The 18,880-nt window shown below is 65.3% G+C and carries 19 protein-coding genes; 16 read left to right on the top strand and 3 right to left on the bottom strand.

Translation table 11 applies throughout. The features are described from left to right. Positions 1 to 2 precede the first annotated feature (2 nt). Both DDF70_RS16000 and cobJ read left to right on the top strand, forming a co-directional pair. Positions 3 to 746, top strand: a complete 744-nt coding sequence (locus DDF70_RS16000) for a precorrin-2 C(20)-methyltransferase (protein ID WP_114945859.1) — start codon at positions 3 to 5, stop codon at positions 744 to 746. Continuing rightward, positions 743 to 1,507, top strand: coding sequence for a precorrin-3B C(17)-methyltransferase (gene cobJ, locus DDF70_RS15995; RefSeq protein ID WP_114945858.1), 765 nt, complete (start codon positions 743 to 745; stop codon positions 1,505 to 1,507). Before DDF70_RS16000 ends, cobJ begins: the two co-directional genes overlap by 4 nt. On the opposite strand, the gene DDF70_RS15990 is transcribed toward cobJ, so the two are convergent. After that, entirely contained in the window at positions 1,489 to 2,241 is a 753-nt protein-coding gene (locus tag DDF70_RS15990) for a cobalt-precorrin-6A reductase (protein WP_114945857.1), read from the bottom strand. The genes cobJ and DDF70_RS15990 overlap by 19 nt on opposite strands. A gap of 37 nt (positions 2,242 to 2,278) precedes the next feature. Between DDF70_RS15990 and cbiE the strand changes: the two genes are divergently transcribed. From cbiE to cobM, 3 genes are read left to right on the top strand one after another with little or no spacing between them, the layout of a single operon-like run. Beyond that, positions 2,279 to 3,493, top strand: coding sequence for a precorrin-6y C5,15-methyltransferase (decarboxylating) subunit CbiE (gene cbiE / locus DDF70_RS15985; protein ID WP_114945939.1), 1,215 nt, complete (start codon positions 2,279 to 2,281; stop codon positions 3,491 to 3,493). Beyond that, positions 3,490 to 3,876, top strand: a complete 387-nt coding sequence (locus tag DDF70_RS15980) for a cobalamin biosynthesis protein (protein WP_245435510.1) — start codon at positions 3,490 to 3,492, stop codon at positions 3,874 to 3,876. The genes cbiE and DDF70_RS15980 overlap by 4 nt, the downstream gene beginning before the upstream one ends. Then, positions 3,873 to 4,640: a precorrin-4 C(11)-methyltransferase gene (gene cobM, locus DDF70_RS15975; RefSeq protein ID WP_114945855.1), complete on the top strand. Its 768-nt coding sequence runs from the start codon at positions 3,873 to 3,875 to the stop codon at positions 4,638 to 4,640. The genes DDF70_RS15980 and cobM overlap by 4 nt, the downstream gene beginning before the upstream one ends. An 11-nt stretch (positions 4,641 to 4,651) precedes the next feature. Here cobM and DDF70_RS15970 read toward each other — a convergent pair whose 3' ends face one another. Beyond that, positions 4,652 to 5,755 carry a cobalt-precorrin-5B (C(1))-methyltransferase gene (locus DDF70_RS15970; RefSeq protein WP_114945854.1) on the bottom strand — a complete coding sequence of 368 codons (1,104 nt, stop codon included), beginning with the start codon at positions 5,753 to 5,755 and terminating at the stop codon, positions 4,652 to 4,654. 71 nt (positions 5,756 to 5,826) lie between these two features. On the opposite strand from DDF70_RS15970, the gene cobA reads away from it, so the two are divergent. From cobA to DDF70_RS15915, 11 genes are all read left to right on the top strand, one after another. Next, positions 5,827 to 6,621, top strand: a complete 795-nt coding sequence (gene cobA / locus DDF70_RS15965) for a uroporphyrinogen-III C-methyltransferase (RefSeq protein ID WP_114945853.1) — start codon at positions 5,827 to 5,829, stop codon at positions 6,619 to 6,621. Further along, complete coding sequence (locus DDF70_RS15960) at positions 6,618 to 7,940, top strand: cobyrinic acid a,c-diamide synthase CobB (protein WP_114945852.1); 1,323 nt, start codon at positions 6,618 to 6,620, stop codon at positions 7,938 to 7,940. The genes cobA and DDF70_RS15960 overlap by 4 nt, the downstream gene beginning before the upstream one ends. A gap of 195 nt (positions 7,941 to 8,135) precedes the next feature. Beyond that, entirely contained in the window at positions 8,136 to 8,339 is a 204-nt protein-coding gene (locus DDF70_RS15955) for a hypothetical protein (RefSeq protein ID WP_114945851.1), read from the top strand. A 172-nt stretch (positions 8,340 to 8,511) separates the two neighbouring features. Next, on the top strand, positions 8,512 to 10,560 hold the full coding sequence (locus DDF70_RS15950) for an AMP-dependent synthetase/ligase (protein WP_114945850.1): 2,049 nt from the start codon (positions 8,512 to 8,514) through the stop codon (positions 10,558 to 10,560). After that, on the top strand, positions 10,557 to 11,357 hold the full coding sequence (locus DDF70_RS15945) for an ABC transporter ATP-binding protein (RefSeq protein ID WP_114945849.1): 801 nt from the start codon (positions 10,557 to 10,559) through the stop codon (positions 11,355 to 11,357). The genes DDF70_RS15950 and DDF70_RS15945 overlap by 4 nt, the downstream gene beginning before the upstream one ends. 13 nt (positions 11,358 to 11,370) lie before the next feature. Continuing rightward, positions 11,371 to 12,327 carry a branched-chain amino acid ABC transporter permease gene (locus DDF70_RS15940; RefSeq protein ID WP_170316084.1) on the top strand — a complete coding sequence of 319 codons (957 nt, stop codon included), beginning with the start codon at positions 11,371 to 11,373 and terminating at the stop codon, positions 12,325 to 12,327. 12 nt (positions 12,328 to 12,339) lie between these two features. Next, positions 12,340 to 13,425 (top strand): branched-chain amino acid ABC transporter permease, encoded by a 1,086-nt coding sequence (locus DDF70_RS15935; protein WP_114945848.1) that lies wholly within the window; start codon positions 12,340 to 12,342, stop codon positions 13,423 to 13,425. Positions 13,426 to 13,500: 75 nt separating this feature from the next. Further along, a complete protein-coding gene (locus DDF70_RS15930) occupies positions 13,501 to 14,823 on the top strand; it encodes an ABC transporter substrate-binding protein (RefSeq protein ID WP_114945847.1) in 1,323 nt (440 codons plus the stop codon). 143 nt (positions 14,824 to 14,966) lie between these two features. Beyond that, positions 14,967 to 15,815, top strand: coding sequence for an ABC transporter ATP-binding protein (locus tag DDF70_RS15925; protein WP_114945846.1), 849 nt, complete (start codon positions 14,967 to 14,969; stop codon positions 15,813 to 15,815). Positions 15,816 to 15,927: 112 nt separating this feature from the next. After that, positions 15,928 to 16,329 carry a DUF805 domain-containing protein gene (locus tag DDF70_RS15920; protein WP_114945845.1) on the top strand — a complete coding sequence of 134 codons (402 nt, stop codon included), beginning with the start codon at positions 15,928 to 15,930 and terminating at the stop codon, positions 16,327 to 16,329. Between the two features lie 116 nt (positions 16,330 to 16,445). Then, a complete protein-coding gene (locus DDF70_RS15915) occupies positions 16,446 to 17,678 on the top strand; it encodes a phenylacetate--CoA ligase family protein (protein WP_114945937.1) in 1,233 nt (410 codons plus the stop codon). A gap of 479 nt (positions 17,679 to 18,157) precedes the next feature. On the opposite strand, the gene DDF70_RS15910 is transcribed toward DDF70_RS15915, so the two are convergent. Next, positions 18,158 to 18,880: outer membrane protein (locus DDF70_RS15910; RefSeq protein ID WP_162820432.1), on the bottom strand; the 723-nt coding region annotated here is incomplete at its 5' end.

Below are 18,880 nucleotides of genomic sequence, written 5' to 3'. Positions count from 1 at the left end.
CGATGACCATGCAGGATCCCATTCGCCTCTTCGGCCTCGGCCTCGGTCCCGGCAACCCCGATTACATGACCGTGCGCGCCCGCAAGGTGCTGGAGAGCGCCGACCGGCTCGTTCATTTCTGCAAGCTTGGACGGCGCGGCAATGCGCGCACCATCGCCGACGCCATCGTCGGTCAGAACCCTGAGCGCGAGATCGCCCTCGCCTATCCGGTGACCACCGAGATCCCGGCCGATCATCCGGATTATGCCGCCGCCCTCAACCCCTTCTACGAGGAAGCGGCGTCCCGCCTGCTCGCCGAGGTCGAGGCGGGACGCATTGTCGGCGTTCTGTGCGAAGGCGATCCCTTCTTCTACGGCTCCTTCATGCATCTCTGGTGGCGTCTGAAGGACCGGATACCGATTGAAGTGGTGCCGGCAGTCACGGCCATGTCGGGAGCCTGGACGCGGGCCGGTGCGCCCATCACCTGGGGCGACGACGTGCTCACGGTCGTGCCCGGCACGCTGCCCGAGCCGGAGCTGACGCGCCGTCTCTCCGGCACCGATGCCGCCGTGGTGATGAAGCTCGGAAGCCACCTGCCGAAGGTGCGAGCGGTCCTCAAGTCCATCGGCCTTTTCGAGCGCGCCATCTATGTGGAGCGCGCGACCATGGCGGCGGAAAGGATCGTTCCGCTGCCCGAACTGTCCGAGGATTGGGACGCACCGTATTTCTCGCTCATCATCGTGCCGGGACAAGGAAGGCGCGTATGACGGGCCTTCTCACCATCGTGGGCCTCGGTCCAGGCGATCCGCGCTATCTGACGCCGTCAGCCTCCGATGCGCTCGCCCTTGCCACCGACATCGTCGGCTACGGTCCTTATGTGGACCGCGTGCCGGAACGGCCCGGCCTTCGGCGGCACGCGTCCGACAACCGGGTCGAACTCGACCGCGCACGCTTCGCACTCGATCTCGCGGCGAAGGGCGCTCGCGTCGCAGTGGTCTCCGGCGGCGATCCCGGCGTGTTCGCCATGGCGGCCGCCGTGTTCGAGGCCGTGGAGAACGGCGATCCGAAATGGCGCGGCCTCGACATCCGCGTGGAGCCCGGCATCACGGCGATGCTCGCGGCGGCCGCCCGCGTCGGTGCGCCGCTCGGCGGCGATTTCTGCGCCATGTCACTCTCCGACAACCTCAAGCCTTGGGATGTCGTCGAGGCACGCCTCAGGGCCGCCGTTGCGGCCGATTTCGCGGTGGCGCTCTACAACCCGATCTCCTCCGCGCGGCCCTGGCAGCTCGGCGCAGCCTTCAAGATCGTCGCGGAGACACGCGGCCCCGACACGCCGGTCATCCTGGCCCGCGCGGTCGGACGGCCCGACGAGCGGATCCGGATCGTGCCCCTCGCCGAGGTGGAAGCCTCCATGGCCGACATGTCGACCCTCGTGATCATCGGGGCTTCCACAACGCGGCTGATCGAGCGGCCTGACGGAGAGACGCCTTACGTCTACACGCCGCGCTTCTACGGGGAGCGGCCATGACGACGCTGCAGCCAATCGAGCGCCGCGTCGGCACTCGCGACCTCCTCGATGCCGGGAGGCTTCTCGGGCCGCGCCACCACGACGACCGGCAGGCCGAGCGACCGCGCCGCCGCGATCTTGGGATAGGTCGCCGCACCGCCGGAATTCTTCGTCACCACCACATCGACGCGCTCGCGCTCCATCAGCATGCGCTCGGAATCCTCATGAAATGGAGCACGGTCTTGAATGGCGATGACGTCCGGCACCGGCAGGGCATCGCCGATGGATTCGATAGTCCGCACGAGATAAGTGTGCTGCGGTGCGGCCGTGAAGGGGGCGAGTTCGAGACGGCCCACCGTGAGGAAGACGCGTCGCGCAGCTTCGCCGAGCGCTTGAACGGCCGCCTCCATCGAGGGTACATCGATCCAATGGTCTCCTGCCTGCGGCATCCAGGCCGGGCGGCGAAGGGCAAGCAGCGGCACCCGAGCCTGCGCACAAGCCTCCGCCGCGTTGCGGGACATCACGGCGGCGAAGGGATGCGTCGCGTCGATCACGGCCTCGATCCGCTCCTGACGCAGAAAATCGGCAAGACCCGTCACGCCGCCGAAGCCGCCGATGCGGGTGGGGATCGGCATGGGGCGTGGATCGCTGGTGCGTCCGGCCATGGAGAGGAGCGGGCTGATATCGGATCGGCCCGCGAGCCGCGCGGCGAGCGCGGAGGCTTCCGTGGTGCCGCCCAGAATGAGGATGCGCATGGGCACCTTTTCCCTGAATTCTGAGCAGGAGTCGAGCATGGCGCCGAAGTCTCCCTGGCTGACCATCATCGGCATCGGGGAGGATGGGCGCGCGGGGCTCTCCCCGGCGGCTCTGGCCGCTCTCGATCATGCCGCGTTCGTCATCGGCGGCACGCGTCATCTCGAACTGGCAGCGCCCCTCTCAGGCCGGTCGCAATCGTGGCCCAGCCCTTTCGCTGAAGCCTACGCGCTGATCCTCGCCCGTCGCGGCGAGCCGACCTGCGTTCTGGCGACCGGCGACCCGTTTCATTACGGCGTGGGTGCGGAGCTCGCGCGGCTCGTTCCGGCGGAGGAGATCACCTGTTTTCCGCAACCCTCCGCCTTCAGCCTCGCGGCCGCGCGCCTGGGCTGGTCGTTGCCGGAATGCGATTGCGTGAGCCTGCACGGCAGGGGGCTGGAGCGCATCATCCCCCATCTGCAGCCGGGCGCCCGAATTATCGCGCTCTCCTGGGACTGCTCGACGCCCGGCAAGCTTGCGGAGTTGCTGAAGGCACGCGGCTTCGGAGCTTCGACGATCACCGTGTGCGAAGCCATGGGCGGCCCGCGCGAGCGCATCCGCCGCGCCAGTGCTGCCGATTTCGGTATTGGGGAGATCGATCCGCTCAACACGGTTACGATCGAAGTTGCGGCGACAAGGGATGCGCGCATCGTCACGATGGCGCCAGGCCTGCCCGATGCCCTGTTCGAAAATGACGGCCAGCTCACCAAGGCGGAAATCCGCGCTCTGACCCTCGCGGCGCTCGCGCCGAAAGCCGGCGAGCTGCTGTGGGATATCGGCCTGGGTGCCGGCTCCGTCGGCATCGAATGGTGCCTGCGTCATCCGCGCAACCGCTGCATCGGAATCGAGGAACGTCCGCAACGTGCCGATCGGGCCCGGCGCAATGCGCAGGAACTCGGCGTGACGTCTCTCGACATCCGCGTCGGGCGCGCACCGGACGCATTGACCGATCTGCCACCGCCGGATGCCGTCTTCATCGGCGGCGGTGCATCGGAAACAGGCGTTTTCGACGCCGCCTGGGCTGCACTGAAACCCGGAGGGCGTCTCGTCGTCAACGGCGTCACTCTGGAAACCGAAACGTTGCTCGGCTCCCTCTTTGCGCAGCATGGCGGTTCGATGCGGCGTTTGGCGGTCTCGCGCCTCGAACCCGTCGGCGGCATGCATGGCTGGCGCGCGGCGATGCCCGTCACGCAATGGGCGGTGGTGAAGCCATGATCGTGGCAGGTGTCGGATTCAGGCGCGTCGCTGCCGCCGAGGAGATCGTCGTGCTCGTGGAGCAGGCGCTGGAGCGTGCTTCGCTCACGCGGGATTCCCTGGTAAAACTCGCCACCATCAAGGCTCTTGCAGATCTGCCCGCTTTCACGGAATCCGCCAACAGGCTGGCCGTTTCTGCAATAGCGGTCGAGGACAGCGCGCTATCAGCGGCAGCCCCTCGTGTGCAGACGCAATCGGCCCGATCCATCGCGGCGCACGGCATTGGATCCGTCGCGGAAGCCGCAGCTCTTGCGGCCGCCGGCCCCGGCTCCGACCTCATCCTGACGCGGATCGCCTCCGCTTCCGCCACCTGTGCGCTCGCGCGCCTGGAGATTGCTCCATGACCGTTCATTTCATCGGAGCAGGCCCCGGCGCCGCCGATCTCATCACCGTGCGCGGGCGCTCGCTCATCGAACGTTGCCCGGTCTGCCTCTATGCCGGCTCCATCGTGCCGCCGGAGATCCTGTCCTGGTGCCCGCCCGGCGCGCGGCTCGTCGACACCGCTCCCCTCGACCTCGATGCCATCACGTCTGAATACGTGCGGGCGCATGAGCAGGGCGAGGACGTGGCGCGGCTCCATTCCGGCGACCTCTCCATCTGGAGCGCCATGGGCGAGCAGCTGCGGCGGCTCGATGCTCTCGGCATTCCTTACACGATCACGCCCGGAGTTCCCGCCTTCGCGGCCGCCGCTGCCGCATTGGGGCGCGAGCTCACGGTGCCGGAGATCGGCCAGTCGGTCGTCCTCACCCGCACCTCGGGCCGTGCCTCTGCCATGCCGGAGACCGAGCGGCTCGCCGCCTTCGCGCAGACGAAGACGACCCTTGCCATTCACCTGTCGATCCACGTGATCGAGCAGGTGGTCGCGGACCTGCTGCCGTCCTACGGCGCCGATTGTCCCGTGGCGGTGGTCTGGCGCGCGTCATGGCCCGACGAACGGGTGATCAAGGGCACGCTTTCGACCATCGCCGCCATGGTGCGCGCGGAGAAGCTGGAACGCACCGCGCTGATCCTGGTCGGGCGGACGCTGGACGCTAAAGATTTCCGCGAGAGTGCGCTCTACTCGACCGATTACGACCGACGGTTCCGCCCCAGCGGGAATAGCCGATGAGCTGCGCGGCTTCAGGCAACCGGGTGGAACGGCATGCGGCCGACGAGTTGTCCGTCGCGGTCGAACACCACGATCTCGAGAGCGATCTCGGCGCCGCGCAGGGCCTTGGCAGCCGTGCGCCAGGCATGCTGCGCCACCATATCGCCGAGCGGAAGATCGAGGCCCTTCGCCATCTCCAGCACTTCGAGGGCCGTATTGGCGCTGCGTGCCGCTTCCACGACGCTCGGCTCCGCACCGGACTCGGCAAGGCGCTCGGCGAGCCAAGCGAGATCTACTGCGCCGGAACGCGAATGAAGGTCGAGCAATCCCTGTCCGAGCTTCGTCATCTTGGCGATGCCGCCCGCAATCGTCACCCTCGGCACCGGGTTGCGGCGCAGGTATTTCAGCATGCCGCCGGCGAAGTCGCCCATGTCGATGAGTGCATGATCCGGCAGGTCGTGCAGGATCTGCACGGCCTTCTCAGAGGTCGAGCCGGTGGCGCCCGCCACATGATCGATCCCACCCGCACGGGCCACGTCGATGCCGCGGTAGATGCTGTGGATCCAGGCCGAGCAGGAATAGGGCACCACCACGCCCGTCGTGCCGAGGATCGACAATCCGCCCAGGATGCCGAGCCTCGGATTGAGGGTCTTGCGCGCGATGTCCTCGCCTCCCGGAATGGAGATCTCGACCTCCACGTCCACGGGCCCTCCGACGCTGCGCGCCGCCTCCTCCAGGTTGTCGCGGATCATGTGGCGCGGCACCGGGTTGATGGCAGGCTCGCCCGGCGGCAGCGGCAGTCCGGCGCGGGTCACGGTACCGACCCCCTCGCCTGCGCGGAACGTGACGCCGGAGCCCGGAGCACCGGCCCTGACGGTCGCGATCACCAGCGCGCCGTGCGTCACATCCGGATCATCGCCCGCATCCTTGACGACGCCCACCCGGGCGCCGCCCTCCCGGATTTCGTGCAAGGCAAGGGAGAAGGCGGGCCGCGCTCCGCCCGGAAGCACGATCTCGACGGGATCGGGAAAATCGCCTCTCTGCCAGCCAAGATATGCCGCCTTGGCCGCCGCCGTGGCACAGGCGCCCGTGGTCCAGCCACGACGCAACGATCCGGCGGGTTTACTCTCGTCCATACGCCCTCTTACATCGTCGCCATGAATTCCAACAGCCACATCGTGACCGCCGGTCCTGCCCGGAGGCCTGCTTGACCTCCCTGTCCCGCCTTTCGCCGCCCTTCGCTCCGGGCACGGTCTGGCTCGTCGGCGCCGGTCCGGGCGATCCCGGCCTGCTCACGATCCATGCCATGAACGCCCTCGCGACAGCCGATGCCATCGTGTACGACGCTCTCGTCGATCCGGCCGTGCTGGCCCTGGCCCGCGAGGGAGCCACCCTTGAATTCGCCGGCAAGCGCGGTGGCAAGCCTTCCGCCGTTCAGCGGGATATCTGCGAGCGACTGATAAAGCTCGCCCGCGAGGGCAAGCGCGTACTGAGGCTCAAAGGCGGCGATCCCTTCATCTTCGGGCGCGGCGGCGAGGAGGCGCTGGCGCTGTCCGATGCCGGGATTTCCTTCCGCATCATTCCCGGCGTGTCGAGCGGCCTCGCGTCGCTCGCCATCCATGGCGTTCCCGCGACCATGCGCAAATCGAACCATGCGGTCATCCTCGCCACCGGCCATGCCGCACCGGATTCCGAGATCGAGTGGGCCTCGCTCGCCCGCACCGGGGCACCCATCGTGCTCTACATGGCCGTATCGAGCCTCCCCTCCATCGTGGCGCGGCTCATGGAAGGCGGCCTTGCAGGCGATACGCCCGCCCTGGCCGTGCACGGGGCGACGACCGCCAAGGAAAGCGTCGTGGAAGGAACTCTGGAAACCCTGCCGAAGCTTGCGGAGGAAGGGCTCATCCGTTCGCCCGCCATCGTGGCCATCGGGGCCATCGCCGCCTTCCGCTCGGCCATCGCGAACCATCTGCTCGAATTCGGCAGCGAGGCCGCCCAATGAGTGCCGCGCCGGGTCTCCTCATCGCGGCGCCGCGCTCCGGTTCCGGCAAGACGACCATCGTGCTCGGGCTCCAGCGCGCCCTGGCCCGCCGGGGACTGCGCGTGCGCGGCATGAAATGCGGGCCGGATTACATCGACCCGGCCTTCCATGCCGCCGCGACCGGCGCGCCGAGCTTCAACCTCGACAGCTTCGCCATGAGCACGCCGCTCCTGGAGGCGCTTGCATATGAGGCGGCCGGCGACGCGGAGCTTGTCCTGGCAGAGGGCTCGATGGGGCTCTTCGACGGCATCCGCCAGGAGACCGGCCGGACCGGGGCCAGTGCCGACATCGCGGCCCTGTTCGGCTGGCCGGTGATCCTCGTTCTCGACGTGTCGGGGCACGCGCAATCGGCTGCCGCCGTCGCGCTGGGCTGCGCCCGCTTCGACCCGCGGATCGAGGTAGCCGGCGTGGTGCTGAACAAGGTCGCGAGCGACCGCCACCGGCGGCTCGTCGAGGACGGCATGGCGAGGATCGGACTGCCGGTCCTCGGCGCCATGACGCGCAATACCGACCTGACCCTGCCAGAACGCCATCTCGGCCTCGTCCAGGCTGGCGAGACCGATGAGCTCGATACACGTCTGGAACGTCTTGCCGATGCGGTTGAAGCCTCGCTCGACATCGACCGGCTCATCGCCCTCGCAAGCCCGACCCGGCTTCACTCCCCCGGCAGCGTCAAGCCGCTGCCGCCGCCGGGTCAGCGCATTGCCTTGGCCTCGGACAAGGCCTTCTCCTTCGTCTATCCGCATGTGCTGTCAGGCTGGCGCGCCGCCGGCGCGGAGATCGTCCCCTACTCACCCCTGGCCGACGAGCCACCGCCGCCTGATTGCGACGTCTGCTGGCTGCCGGGGGGATATCCCGAGCTTCATGCGGGGCGTATTGCCGGTGCGGAGCACTTCCTCGACGGTCTGCGCCGTTTTGCGGAGAGCAGGCCGGTCCATGGCGAGTGCGGAGGCTACATGGTGCTTGGTCGGTCCCTGGAGGATGGCGACGGGCAGAGGCATCCCATGGCGGGGCTCCTGCCGGTCGAGACGAGCTATGCCAAGCGCAGGATGCATCTCGGCTACCGGGTGGCGCACCTGCTCGGCGACGGGACCATGGGTCGGGCCGGGCAGCGCCTCGTCGGCCACGAATTCCATTATGCCTCGGTGACGCATAGCGATCCCGCGCGGGAGTCCGCCTTCGCGGCGATCACGGATGCGGAAGGCAAGGATCTCGGCCTGGCCGGGCATCGCATCGGGAATGTCACCGGAAGTTTCTTCCACGTTATCGCTCAAGGATAACGACATCATGACGCGGCACGGGCCGGAAGTGCCGGATCGCCATCGTTTCGCCTCAGCCATCCGGCTTGATCCTGGTCGAAGCCTGAAAGGGATCGGGGAGAACATCCAAGCTTGATCGGCTGACCGGCGACCTTCCCTATCGCCCTTGATCCGCCAAGCTCCCGTTCATCGCATCCCAGGGTTTTGGAGACGCTGATGAAAGAGGCATTCCACATCGGGCAACTCGTCCGGATCTCCAGGCCAACCTCAGGCAACTCGGATCACCGGATCTATTGTATCGTCTGCCTTCTGTCGGAGGATGATGAATCGCGGCTCTATCGCATCAAGAACACTGTCGGCATCGAACGCGTCGTCAGCTCCTACGAGATCGAACCAGCCGCACTGACTGCTGTACCGTGATGATCGCCCCGTCCCGGGTGGAGGCGGCTTAGCTCCGCTCGTCGGTGTATTAGCCCATGGTAGCGGTGGCAGGCACCTTGCCGTCCCCTGGCGGGCAGGACACAATACCTTCAACAAAGCCCGAAACGGGCAAGCCGGCATCAGATCGGCGGACGCATGGGGAACAATCTCCATGCCCCAGAGGAAGCGAAGCCATACCACGCGTCTCGACGCGCGGCTGCCAGGGAGGTTGACGTCGTTGACGACGGCTGCGGATGCGCGCGCGGATACATTCCCGAAATTGCTGGCGCGCAATGCGCGTGTCCGCCCGAAGCGCACCGCGTTTCGGCACAAGGATCTGGGCATCTGGCAGTCCTGGACCTGGGGCGAGGTGCATGACATCGTCCGGGCCTATGCCAGCGGTCTGCAATCGCTGGGCCTGAAGCGCGGCGGCAAGATCGCGATCATCGGCTACAATCGCCCTTATCTCTACTGGACCATCTGCGCCGCCCAATGGCTCGGCGCGGTCCCGATCCCGGTCTATGCGGACTCGGTCGCCGAGGAGATGGCCTATGTCCTGGCCCATGCCGAGGTGACCCACGCGGCCGTGCAGGACCAGGAGCAGGTCGACAAGATCCTGTCCGTCTCCGACCGGCTGCCGCAGCTCGAACGCGTGCTCTACGACGAGCAGAAGGGGCTGCGGGACTATGACCATGGCCGGCTTCACTCCATCGAATCCGTCGTGGAGGAAGGCCGCGCCCGCTTGGGCGATGTGCAGGAGGCGGCGGCCATCGACCGGGCGATGCAGGACGGCAAAGGCTCCGACCTCGCCATCATTCTCTATACCTCCGGCACGACCGGACGGCCGAAGGGCGTGATGCTCACCTCCGATGCGGTGATCGCCGCCGCCGAGATCGGCTGCGACTTCGACAAGCTCGACGAGACGGACGAGATCATCGCCTACCTGCCCATCGCCTGGGTCGGCGACCACATCTTCTCCTATGCGCAGGCGATCCTGTCGGGGCTATGCGTCAACTGCCCAGAAAGTCCCGAGACCGTGGCGGAAGACCGCCGCGAGATCGGCGCCACCTACGTCTTCGCGCCGCCGCGCGTCTTCGAGAGCATGCTGACGCTGACCATGGTGCGCATCGAGGATGCGGGCGCCCTCAAGCGGCGCATGTTCCACTTCTTCATCCGGCACGCCAACAAGGTGGGCGAGAAGATCCTGAACGGGGAGCCGGGCGTCGGCGCCTGGGACCGTCTGCTCTGGCAGATCGGCAACGTGCTCGTCTATGCGCCTCTGCGCAACCGCTACGGCATGACCCGCGTGAAGGTCGGGTACACCGCGGGCGAGGCGATCGGACCGGAGATCTTCCGCTTCTACCGCTCCATCGGCGTGAACCTGAAGCAGCTCTACGGGCAGACGGAGGCCTCCGTCTACATCACCATGCAGCCCAACGGCGAGATCCGCGCCGACACGGTCGGCCGCCCTGCCCCGCAGGTGGAGATCCGCATTGCCGACAACGGCGAGGTCCTCTACCGCTCGCCCGGCATCTTCGTGGGCTACTACAAGGACGATGAGAAGACGGCGGAGACGAAGACGCCCGATGGCTTCGTGCATTCGGGCGATGCCGGCTTCTTCGATCAGAACGGGCATCTGAAGATCATCGACCGGGCCAAGGACGTCGGCCGGATGCGCGACGGCGCGCTTTTCCCGCCGAAATACGTCGAGAACAAGCTGAAGTTCTACCCCAACATCAAGGAAGCGGTCTGCTTCGGCGACGGGCGCGACTATGTCGCCGCGTTCATCAATATCGATCTCGTGGCCGTGAGCAACTGGGCCGAGCGAAACGGCGTGACCTACGCGTCCTATCAGGAGCTCGCCGGCCATCCGCTGGTCTACAACATGATCGAGAAGCACGTGGACGAGGTGAACCGCTCGCTGTCCTCCGAGCCACGCATGGGCGGGGCGCAGATCAAGCGCTTTCTGATCCTGCATAAGGAACTCGATGCGGACGATGGCGAGCTCACACGCACGCAGAAAGTCCGTCGCGGCTTCATCGCGGAGCGTTACGCTCCGCTCATCGACGCGTTCTACGACGGCTCGCCCGAGGCCGACATCTCGACCGAGGTCACCTTCGAGGACGGGCGCAAGGGCGTGATCTCCGCACGGGTCAAGATCAGGGACATGAAGGTGTATCCGACACAGGAACGCGGATCGGTGCTGGAGGCGGCGGAATGAGAGCGCCGGACCATCCCGTTCTCAGCAAGGGCGATGTTCTGCTCGCGGTGGATAACGTCTCGCTGGGCTTCGGCGGCGTGAAGGCGCTCACCGACGTCTCGTTCGACATCCGCAAGAGCGAGATCCGCGCCATCATTGGGCCGAACGGCGCCGGCAAGACCTCGATGCTCAACTGCATCAACGGCTTCTACTATCCCACCGAGGGCCGCATCACCTTCAAGGGCGTCAAGCGCCCGAAGATGCGGCCCTACGAGGCCGCGCGCGGCGGCATCGCCCGCACGTTCCAGAACGTCGCTCTCTTCAAGAGCATGTCGACCCTCGACAACATCATGGCCGGCCGCTCGATCAGGATGCATTCGAACTTCTTCTGGCAGCTCTTCCGTCATGGCCCGGCCATGAGAGAGGAGGTCGAACACCGCCGCTTCGTCGAGGAGATCATCGACTTCCTCGAAATCCAGCACATCCGGAAGATCCCGGTCGGACGCCTGCCGTACGGCCTCCAGAAACGGGTCGAACTCGGGCGAGCCTTGGCCATGGAGCCGGAGCTTCTGCTCCTCGACGAGCCCATGGCGGGCATGAACCTCGAAGAGAAGGAGGACATGTCGCGCTTCATCCTGGAGGTGAACCAGCAATATGGCACCACCATCGCGCTGATCGAGCACGACATGGGCGTGGTGATGGATCTCTCCGACCGGGTCGTGGTGCTGGAATACGGCCGCAAGATCGCCGACGGCACGCCGGCCGAGGTCAAGAGCAACCAGCGCGTGATCGACGCCTATCTCGGCGTGGCGCATTGAAGGGTTCTTGACGATGGACATGCTCTACAAGGTCTTCATCGAACCCTTCGTCTTCATGGGCGAGGCCCCGGATCTTTTGGTCCAGACCCTTTGGGAAGGCCTCGTCTCGGGCGTACTCTACGCCCTGATCGCGCTCGGTTTCGTGCTCATCTTCAAGGCCTCCGGCGTCTTCAACTTCGCGCAGGGCATCATGGTCGTCTTCGCGGCCCTGATCCTGGTGGGCCTCTACGAGAAGGGTGTTCCCGCCTTCCTGGCGTTGATCCTCGCCGCCGTGGCAATGTTGGTTCTCGCCATGGTCGTCGAGCGGGTGGTGCTCCGCCCCCTCGTCAACCAGCCCGACATCATTCTTTTCATGGCGACGTTCGGGCTCACCTACTTCCTCATCGGCTTCGGCGAGCTCATTTTCGGCGGCAATCCGCGCGAGATGATCACGGAACAGCTCTTCCTGCCCCAGGGCACGACAGAAGTGGACATGCTGGGAGGAAGGGTGCGCTTCCAGCACCTCGACATCGCGGCCGCTGTCATCGCATCCATCATGATCGGCCTGCTCGCCGTGTTCTTCTCCAAGACCCGCATCGGCCGCGCGCTGCGCGCAGTGGCCGACAGCCACAAGGCGGCGCTCTCCGTCGGCATCTCGCTCAACCAGATCTGGGTGATCGTGTGGTTCGCCGCGGGCATCGTGGCGCTGGTGGCGGGCATCATGTGGGGTGCGCGCTCGGGCGTGTCGTTCTCGCTCCAGATCATCGCACTCAAAGCACTGCCCGTGCTCATCCTCGGCGGCTTCACGTCGATCCCCGGTGCCATCATCGGCGGCCTCATCGTCGGGGTCGGCGAGAAGCTCGGCGAGTTCTACTGGGGCCCACTCGTCGGCGGGGGCGTGGAGACCTGGCTCGCCTACGTCATCGCCCTCGTCTTCCTGCTCTACAGGCCGCAGGGCCTGTTCGGCGAAAAGATCATCGAACGGATTTAGGGAGACATCTCAGTGCTCTACCGAGAGGCCGGCCAGTTCAAGACCAACTACGTCGCGGACAGTGCTATCTTCCCATTGCGCGAAGACCGGATCGGGCTGGCCCTCATCATCCTCGCTGCCTATGCGCTGGCCTTCCTCGGCAGCAATTTCCTGCTCCAGGCGGTGCTGATCCCGTTCCTCGTCTTCTCCCTGGCGGCCATCGGGCTCAACATCCTCACCGGCTATACGGGCCTCCTGTCCCTCGGCACCGGCGCCTTCATGGGCGTGGGCGCCTATGCCTGCTACAAGCTGATGACAGCATTTCCGGGCGTGAACGTGATCGTCTGGATCTTCGTGTCGGGCTTCTTCTCCGCCGCAATCGGTGCCCTGTTCGGCCTGCCGTCGCTGCGCATCAAGGGCTTCTACCTGGCGGTCGCCACGCTCGCCGCCCAGTTCTTCCTGCAATGGTGCTTCATCCGCATCCCCTGGCTCGTGAACTATAACGTCTCGGGCGCGCTCGATGCGCCCTTACGCACTCTCTTCGGCGTTCCGATCATGGGGCCGAACGCCACGCCGCAGACGCGCTATCTCGTCGTACTCACCATCGTGATCCTGCTCACCTGGCTCGCCTCCAATCTCGTCCATGGCCGCATCGGACGTATGTGGATCGCGATCCGCGACATGGATCTCGCGGCCGAGCTCATGGGCATCAGGCCGCTCCAGACGAAGCTCCTCGCCTTTGCCGTCTCGTCCTATTACTGCGGCGTCGCCGGCGCACTGCTCGTCTTCCTCTGGTATGGCGGCGCGGAATACGACGTCTTCAACATCAACCAGTCCTTCTTCATCCTGTTCATGGTGATCATCGGAGGACTCGGCAGCCTCATCGGCTCGTTCTTCGGAGCGGCGCTGATCTTCATCCTGCCGATCGTTCTCGGCATCGTGCTTCCGGCCATGCTGTCGCCCTTCGGCCTCTCGGTCGGGGCCGATGTCATCGAACATCTGCGCTTCATGATCGTCGGAGCGCTCATCATCTTTTTCCTGATCGTGGAACCGCACGGCCTCGCGCGGCTCTGGCAGATCGGCAAGCAGAAGCTCCTGGTCTGGCCGTTCCCCTACTGACGGGCAGGCTCAAAGGAGACGAACACGGAACAAGAAATCGGCTTCTCGGCCGATACAATGGGAGGAAACGCAACCATGTCGTTTCGCAAATTGAGCCTTGGATTTGCCGCCGTGACGATGCTCGCGGGCACGGCCCTGCCCGCCTTCGCGCAGGATTCGATCTACGTCCCCCTCTTCACCTATCGCACCGGTCCCTTCGCGGGCTCGGGCACCTTCATCGCCGACGGCATGCACGATTATCTCGAGATGCTGAACCAGCGCGACGGCGGCATCGGCGGCGTGAAGCTCGTGCTGGAGGAATGCGAGACCGGCTACGACACCAAGAAGGGCGTCGAATGCTACGAGGCCGTGAAGGGCAAGAACCCGGTTGTCGTGAACCCCTGGTCGACCGGCATCACGCTTCCACTGATCCCGCGCGCTTCCGTGGACAAGATCCCGATCCTCTCGATGGCCTATGGCCTCTCGGCCTCGGCGCGCGGCGACATCTTCCCCTGGGTGTTCAACCCACCGGCCACCTATTGGGACGGCCTGTCGATGATCATCAAGTTCATCGGCGAGAAGGAGGGCGGGCTCGAAAAGCTGAAGGGCAAGAAGATCGGCTTCATTCATCTCGATGCGGCCTTCGGCAAGGAGCCGATTCCCCTGCTCCAGGAACTCGCCAAGGAAATCGGCTTCGAGGTGGCGCTCTATCCCGTCGCCGCGCAGGACATGCAGAACCAGTCCTCGCAATGGCTCAGTGCCCGCCGCGACCGGCCCGACTACATGATCATGTGGGGCTGGGGCTCCATGAACGGCGCCGCCGTGAAGGAAGCCGTGCGCTCGGGCTATCCGATGGACAAGTTCTACTCGGTCTGGTGGCCGAGCGAGGATGATGCCCGCTCCGGCGGCGCTGGGGCCAAGGGTTTCAAGGAGCTCAACTGGCACGCGGTCGGCGCGAACTTCCCGGCCCTGCAGGACATCCAGAAGCACGTGGTCGACAAGGGCCTGTCCAAAGCCTCCAAGGACAAGGTGGGCGAGGTTCTCTACAACCGCGGCGTCTACAACTCGCTCCTGATCGCCGAAGGCATCGCACAGGCCCAGAAGATCACCGGCAAGAAGGTCGTGACCGGTGAGGACGTGCGCCGCGGCATGGAGAACATCAAGCTCGACCCGGCTAGGCTGAAGGAACTCGGGCTCGAAGGCTTCACCGATCAGCTCGTCCTCTCCTGCAACGACCATAACGGCCACCGCGCCGCGTTCATGCAGGAATGGGACGGCACGAAGTGGGTGAAGATCTCCAACCCCATCGAGCCCATGACGGACCGCGTGAAGTCTCAGCTCGATGCCGCCGCGAAGGACTATGCCGAGAAGAACGCCGGCTGGCCCAAACGCACCGAGGCTTGCGACAAGGCGAGTTGAGCAAGCGCAACCTACTCTCCTCCCCCCTTGTGGGGAGGAGGTGGAGGTGGGGGTGTCGGCGCTTCGCTGGTCCAGTTCAGAGCTCACACCCCCACCCTTAATCCCTCCCCACAAGGGGGAGGGAAAAGCCGGGAGCCCTTTTGATGTCGAGTGCTGTTCAAACACAACCGCCCCCCCAATCAGAAGCGGCCGAAACCGTCCTGACCGTCAACAACATCGAGGTCGTTTACGACCACGTGATCCTCGTGCTCAAAGGCGTGTCGCTCAACGTGCCCAAGGGCGGCATCGTGGCGCTGCTCGGCGCGAACGGGGCCGGAAAGACCACGACGCTCAAGGCCATCTCCAACCTGCTCCACGCGGAGCGCGGCGAGGTGACGAAGGGATCGATCGAGTTCAAGGGCGAGCGGGTCGACCGGCTCTCCCCCAACGAGCTGGTGCGGCGCGGCTGCATCCAGGTTCTTGAGGGCCGCCACTGCTTCGGCCACCTGACCATCGAGGAGAACCTGCTCACTGGCGCCTTCACGCGCCGGGACGGCAACGCCGCCATCCGGCGCGACCTCGAGGCGATCTACGACTATTTCCCGCGCCTGAAGCAGAGGCGCACCTCCATGGCGGGGTACACCTCCGGCGGAGAACAGCAGATGTGCGCCATCGGCCGGGCGATGATGTCGCGTCCCTCCATGATCCTGCTCGACGAACCGTCCATGGGCCTCGCGCCGCAGATCGTGGAGGAGATCTTCGAGATCGTGCGTATCCTCAACGCGACGGAAGGCGTGTCCTTCCTGCTCGCCGAGCAGAACACCAACATGGCGCTGAAATACGCCACCTACGGCTACATCCTCGAAACGGGCCGCGTCGTCATGGACGGCCCCGCCCGGATGCTGCGCGAGAACGAGGACGTGAAGGAGTTCTATCTCGGCGTCTCGGAGGGAGACCGTAAATCCTTCCGCGCGGTGAAAAGCTACAAGCGCCGTAAGCGCTGGCTGGCCTGATCGAAGGATCCGTCTTTAAGGCAACTTGACGTTACAAAATAACTTTCTAAGCACGAGGGTAGCGGAGTCTCCATGCCGACTCACGCGCAAACCTTAAAGTGAGGGGCTTACGATGAACTTTGAAATCTTGAAGACGAATGTGGAGCAGGCTGTCCGGACAAGCATCGGCAAGTTCGCGGACTTCTCGGGTCGCGCATCCCGCCCGGAATACTGGTATCTCATGCTCCCGGTCATCGCTCTTCTGTTCGTGGCGAACCTTATCGACTCGATCCTTATCGGAACATCGGCCTTGGGCCTGATCGTGGCGCTCGCGACGCTCGTCCCCACCCTGTCCGCCGGTGCGCGCCGCCTGCACGACACGGGCCGCTCCGGCTGGTGGCTTCTCGTCGCCCTGGTTCCCATCGTCGGCGGCCTCTTCGTCATCTATCTCTGCTGCCAGCCCGGAACCGCCGGCCCGAACCAGTTCGGACCCGAGCCGTCGTCTGCCGCCTACGGCGCGTTAGCGCAAGCGTAACTCGCTTGCCAAGGCTCGGTGGCTCATCCACCATCATCCTCATACCGTCATTCCACCATTCTATTCTGGACTGACGGTATGTTCCGGCAGTGATCGAGACGATGCGGAGGAAGCCCTTGGCGGATCATTACGACGATGTCGAAACCCGTGATCCCGCCGAGCGCGAAGCCTCGCTCTTCGAACGTCTCCCGGAAATCCTGAAGCAGGCAGCCAAAGCCCCGGCCTATGCGGAACGGTTCAATGGTGTCGATCTCGACAGGATCGGGAGCCGCGAGGCTCTTGCCACCCTGCCGGTGTTGCGCAAATCCGAGCTGCCGGGCCTGCAGAAGGGCGCCCTGCCCTTCGGCGGATTCGTCTCCAGTTCACCAGGCTCGTTCGGACGCCTCTTCACGTCGCCAGGCCCGATCTTCGAGCCGGAAACCGATGCGCTCGATCCCTGGCGCGCGGCGCGCGGCCTCTTTGCCGCCGGGTTCCGGCGCGACGACGTGGTGCTCAATACCTTCAGCTACCACCTGACCCCCGGCGGTTTCATCATGGATTCGGGCGCGCGCGCGCTCGGCTGCGCCGTCATCCCGGCAGGGCCTGGCAACACCGAGCAGCAATTCGAACTGATCGAGGCCTACCGTCCCGTCGCGTATTGCGGCACGCCGGATTTCCTGAAGATTCTGCTCGACGGCGCAGCGTCGTCGGGTCGCGATGTCTCGTCGATCAGACGCGCGCTCGTCTCGGGCGCCGCCTTTCCGAAATCGTTGCAGGAAGAGTTTTCCGCGAGAGGCATCGAGGCCTTTCAGGCTTATGCGACGGCGGATCTCGGCTTCGTCGCCTACGAAACCCCGGCTCGCGAAGGACTCGTCGTCAACGAGGATATCATCGTCGAAATCGTGCGGCCGGGCACGGGCGATCCGGTGCCGGAGGGAGATGTGGGCGAGATCGTCGTGACGACGCTCGATCCGCGCCATCCTTTCATCAGGCTCGCCCTCGGGGACCTGACGGCCGTCATGCGCGGCACCAGCCCCTGCGGTCGAACCAATATGCGCATCAAGGGGTGGATGGGGCGCGCCGATCAGGCGACCAAGGTCAAGGGGATGTTCGTACGGCCGGAGCAGGTGGCGGAGCTCGGCCGGCGCCATCCCGAACTTGGCCGCCTGCGCCTCGTGGTCACCCGCGAAGGCGAGACGGACCTCATGACGCTGATGGCGGAAACGGACGGTCCGAACGATGCTCTCGCGAACTCGCTCAGTGCGTCATTGCAGAGCGTCCTCAAGCTCAAGGGGCTGGTCACGTTCGCAGCCCCCGGCAGCCTTCCGAACGACGGAAAGGTGATCGCGGATGAGCGGAAACTGGGATGAGCCCACGGCCGCAAGCCGACATTGCAGCGATGCAGATGCTGCCGGGATTGGGAACTCTTGAACGCAGGACTCCCGCTTCATAAGCTCGTCCTCGACCGCGATTCGAACTCAAAAGAGTGAGTAATTCCAAAAAGAAAGAGCACCCGGAGGTGCTCTTAAGGTGTCCGGCCGTAGGGGCAAAAGTGACCGGAGATGTCATTAAACGCCTAGGGGCCTGTTTGGTTCCGAATTTTTTGTAGGAATTTTACGGCCCGGCCCGCGCCTCATTACAGTCACGTTTTCAGGGTCTAGGGCTTAGCTTCCCGTGGGGGCAAACACGGGCCGGGGCCGCGACCAGAGATCCCTTCAACGGGACATGGTCGCGGCTACCTCCGTTCAGGCGCGGCTATTCCTGTCATCCAGGCTGCCCCGGCAGCACGCCAAGGCCCATGCAAAAAGGCCCGGGAGATCCCGGGCCTTTCCGTCTTTGCATCAACTGATCAGTACGTGCCGAACTTGAAGTTCAGCTTGGCACGGGCGACGAAGAAGTCCTGATCGTTGTTGGTCTGCGGCAGGAACACATTGACCGCCGGGCCAGCAACCGGCTGGAAGGTCCCGATAGAATTACTGTTATTGCCCTGATCGATGCTGACCCACAGGCCCTCAAGGCCCAGAGTGACCGCGCTGGTGCCGCCGAACAGGTTCCAGTTCGTCGGCAGAGCCCATTCGAGGCCGCCACCGACGGCCCAGCCGGTGTCGTTGTCCGTGTAGGCGACACCACCGGTGGCGTAGATCAGCACGCGATCGAAGGCGACACCGGCGCGCAGGCGGGTCGAACCCCACCAATCCGCAGAGTCCTCAAACCGGCCGGGAACGAAGGTGCCGCCGGCAAAGCCCGGACCCGGAATGAACACCGCATTGTTGTTGCCGTTGTCGATCCCCTGGATGTCGGTCTCGACACCGATCACGAACGAGCCGATCTGGTAGTTGTAGCCGATCTGGCCACCGCCGGTGAAGGCACCGTCGTTGTTGTTGTCGAAGATGAGCGTGCCCCCGGCGAGGCCGACAGGCATGCCAGGTCCTCCGAGGAACACAGGGTCATTGTTGCTGTTCCGCCAGCCCCAGCCCAAGTTGCCGCCGATATAGAAGCCGGTCCAGGTGAAGATCGGAGCAGCAATGATCGGGGCAGGCGGCGGCGCCTGGCGCGGAAGGTCGGCAGCGGA

Origin of the sequence: Microvirga calopogonii, from assembly GCF_003347665.1 — a bacterium.
Taxonomy (GTDB): domain Bacteria; phylum Pseudomonadota; class Alphaproteobacteria; order Rhizobiales; family Beijerinckiaceae; genus Microvirga; species Microvirga calopogonii.
The sequence above is the reverse complement of the archived record's forward strand: the minus strand, read 5'-3'. Positions and strand labels throughout refer to the sequence as shown.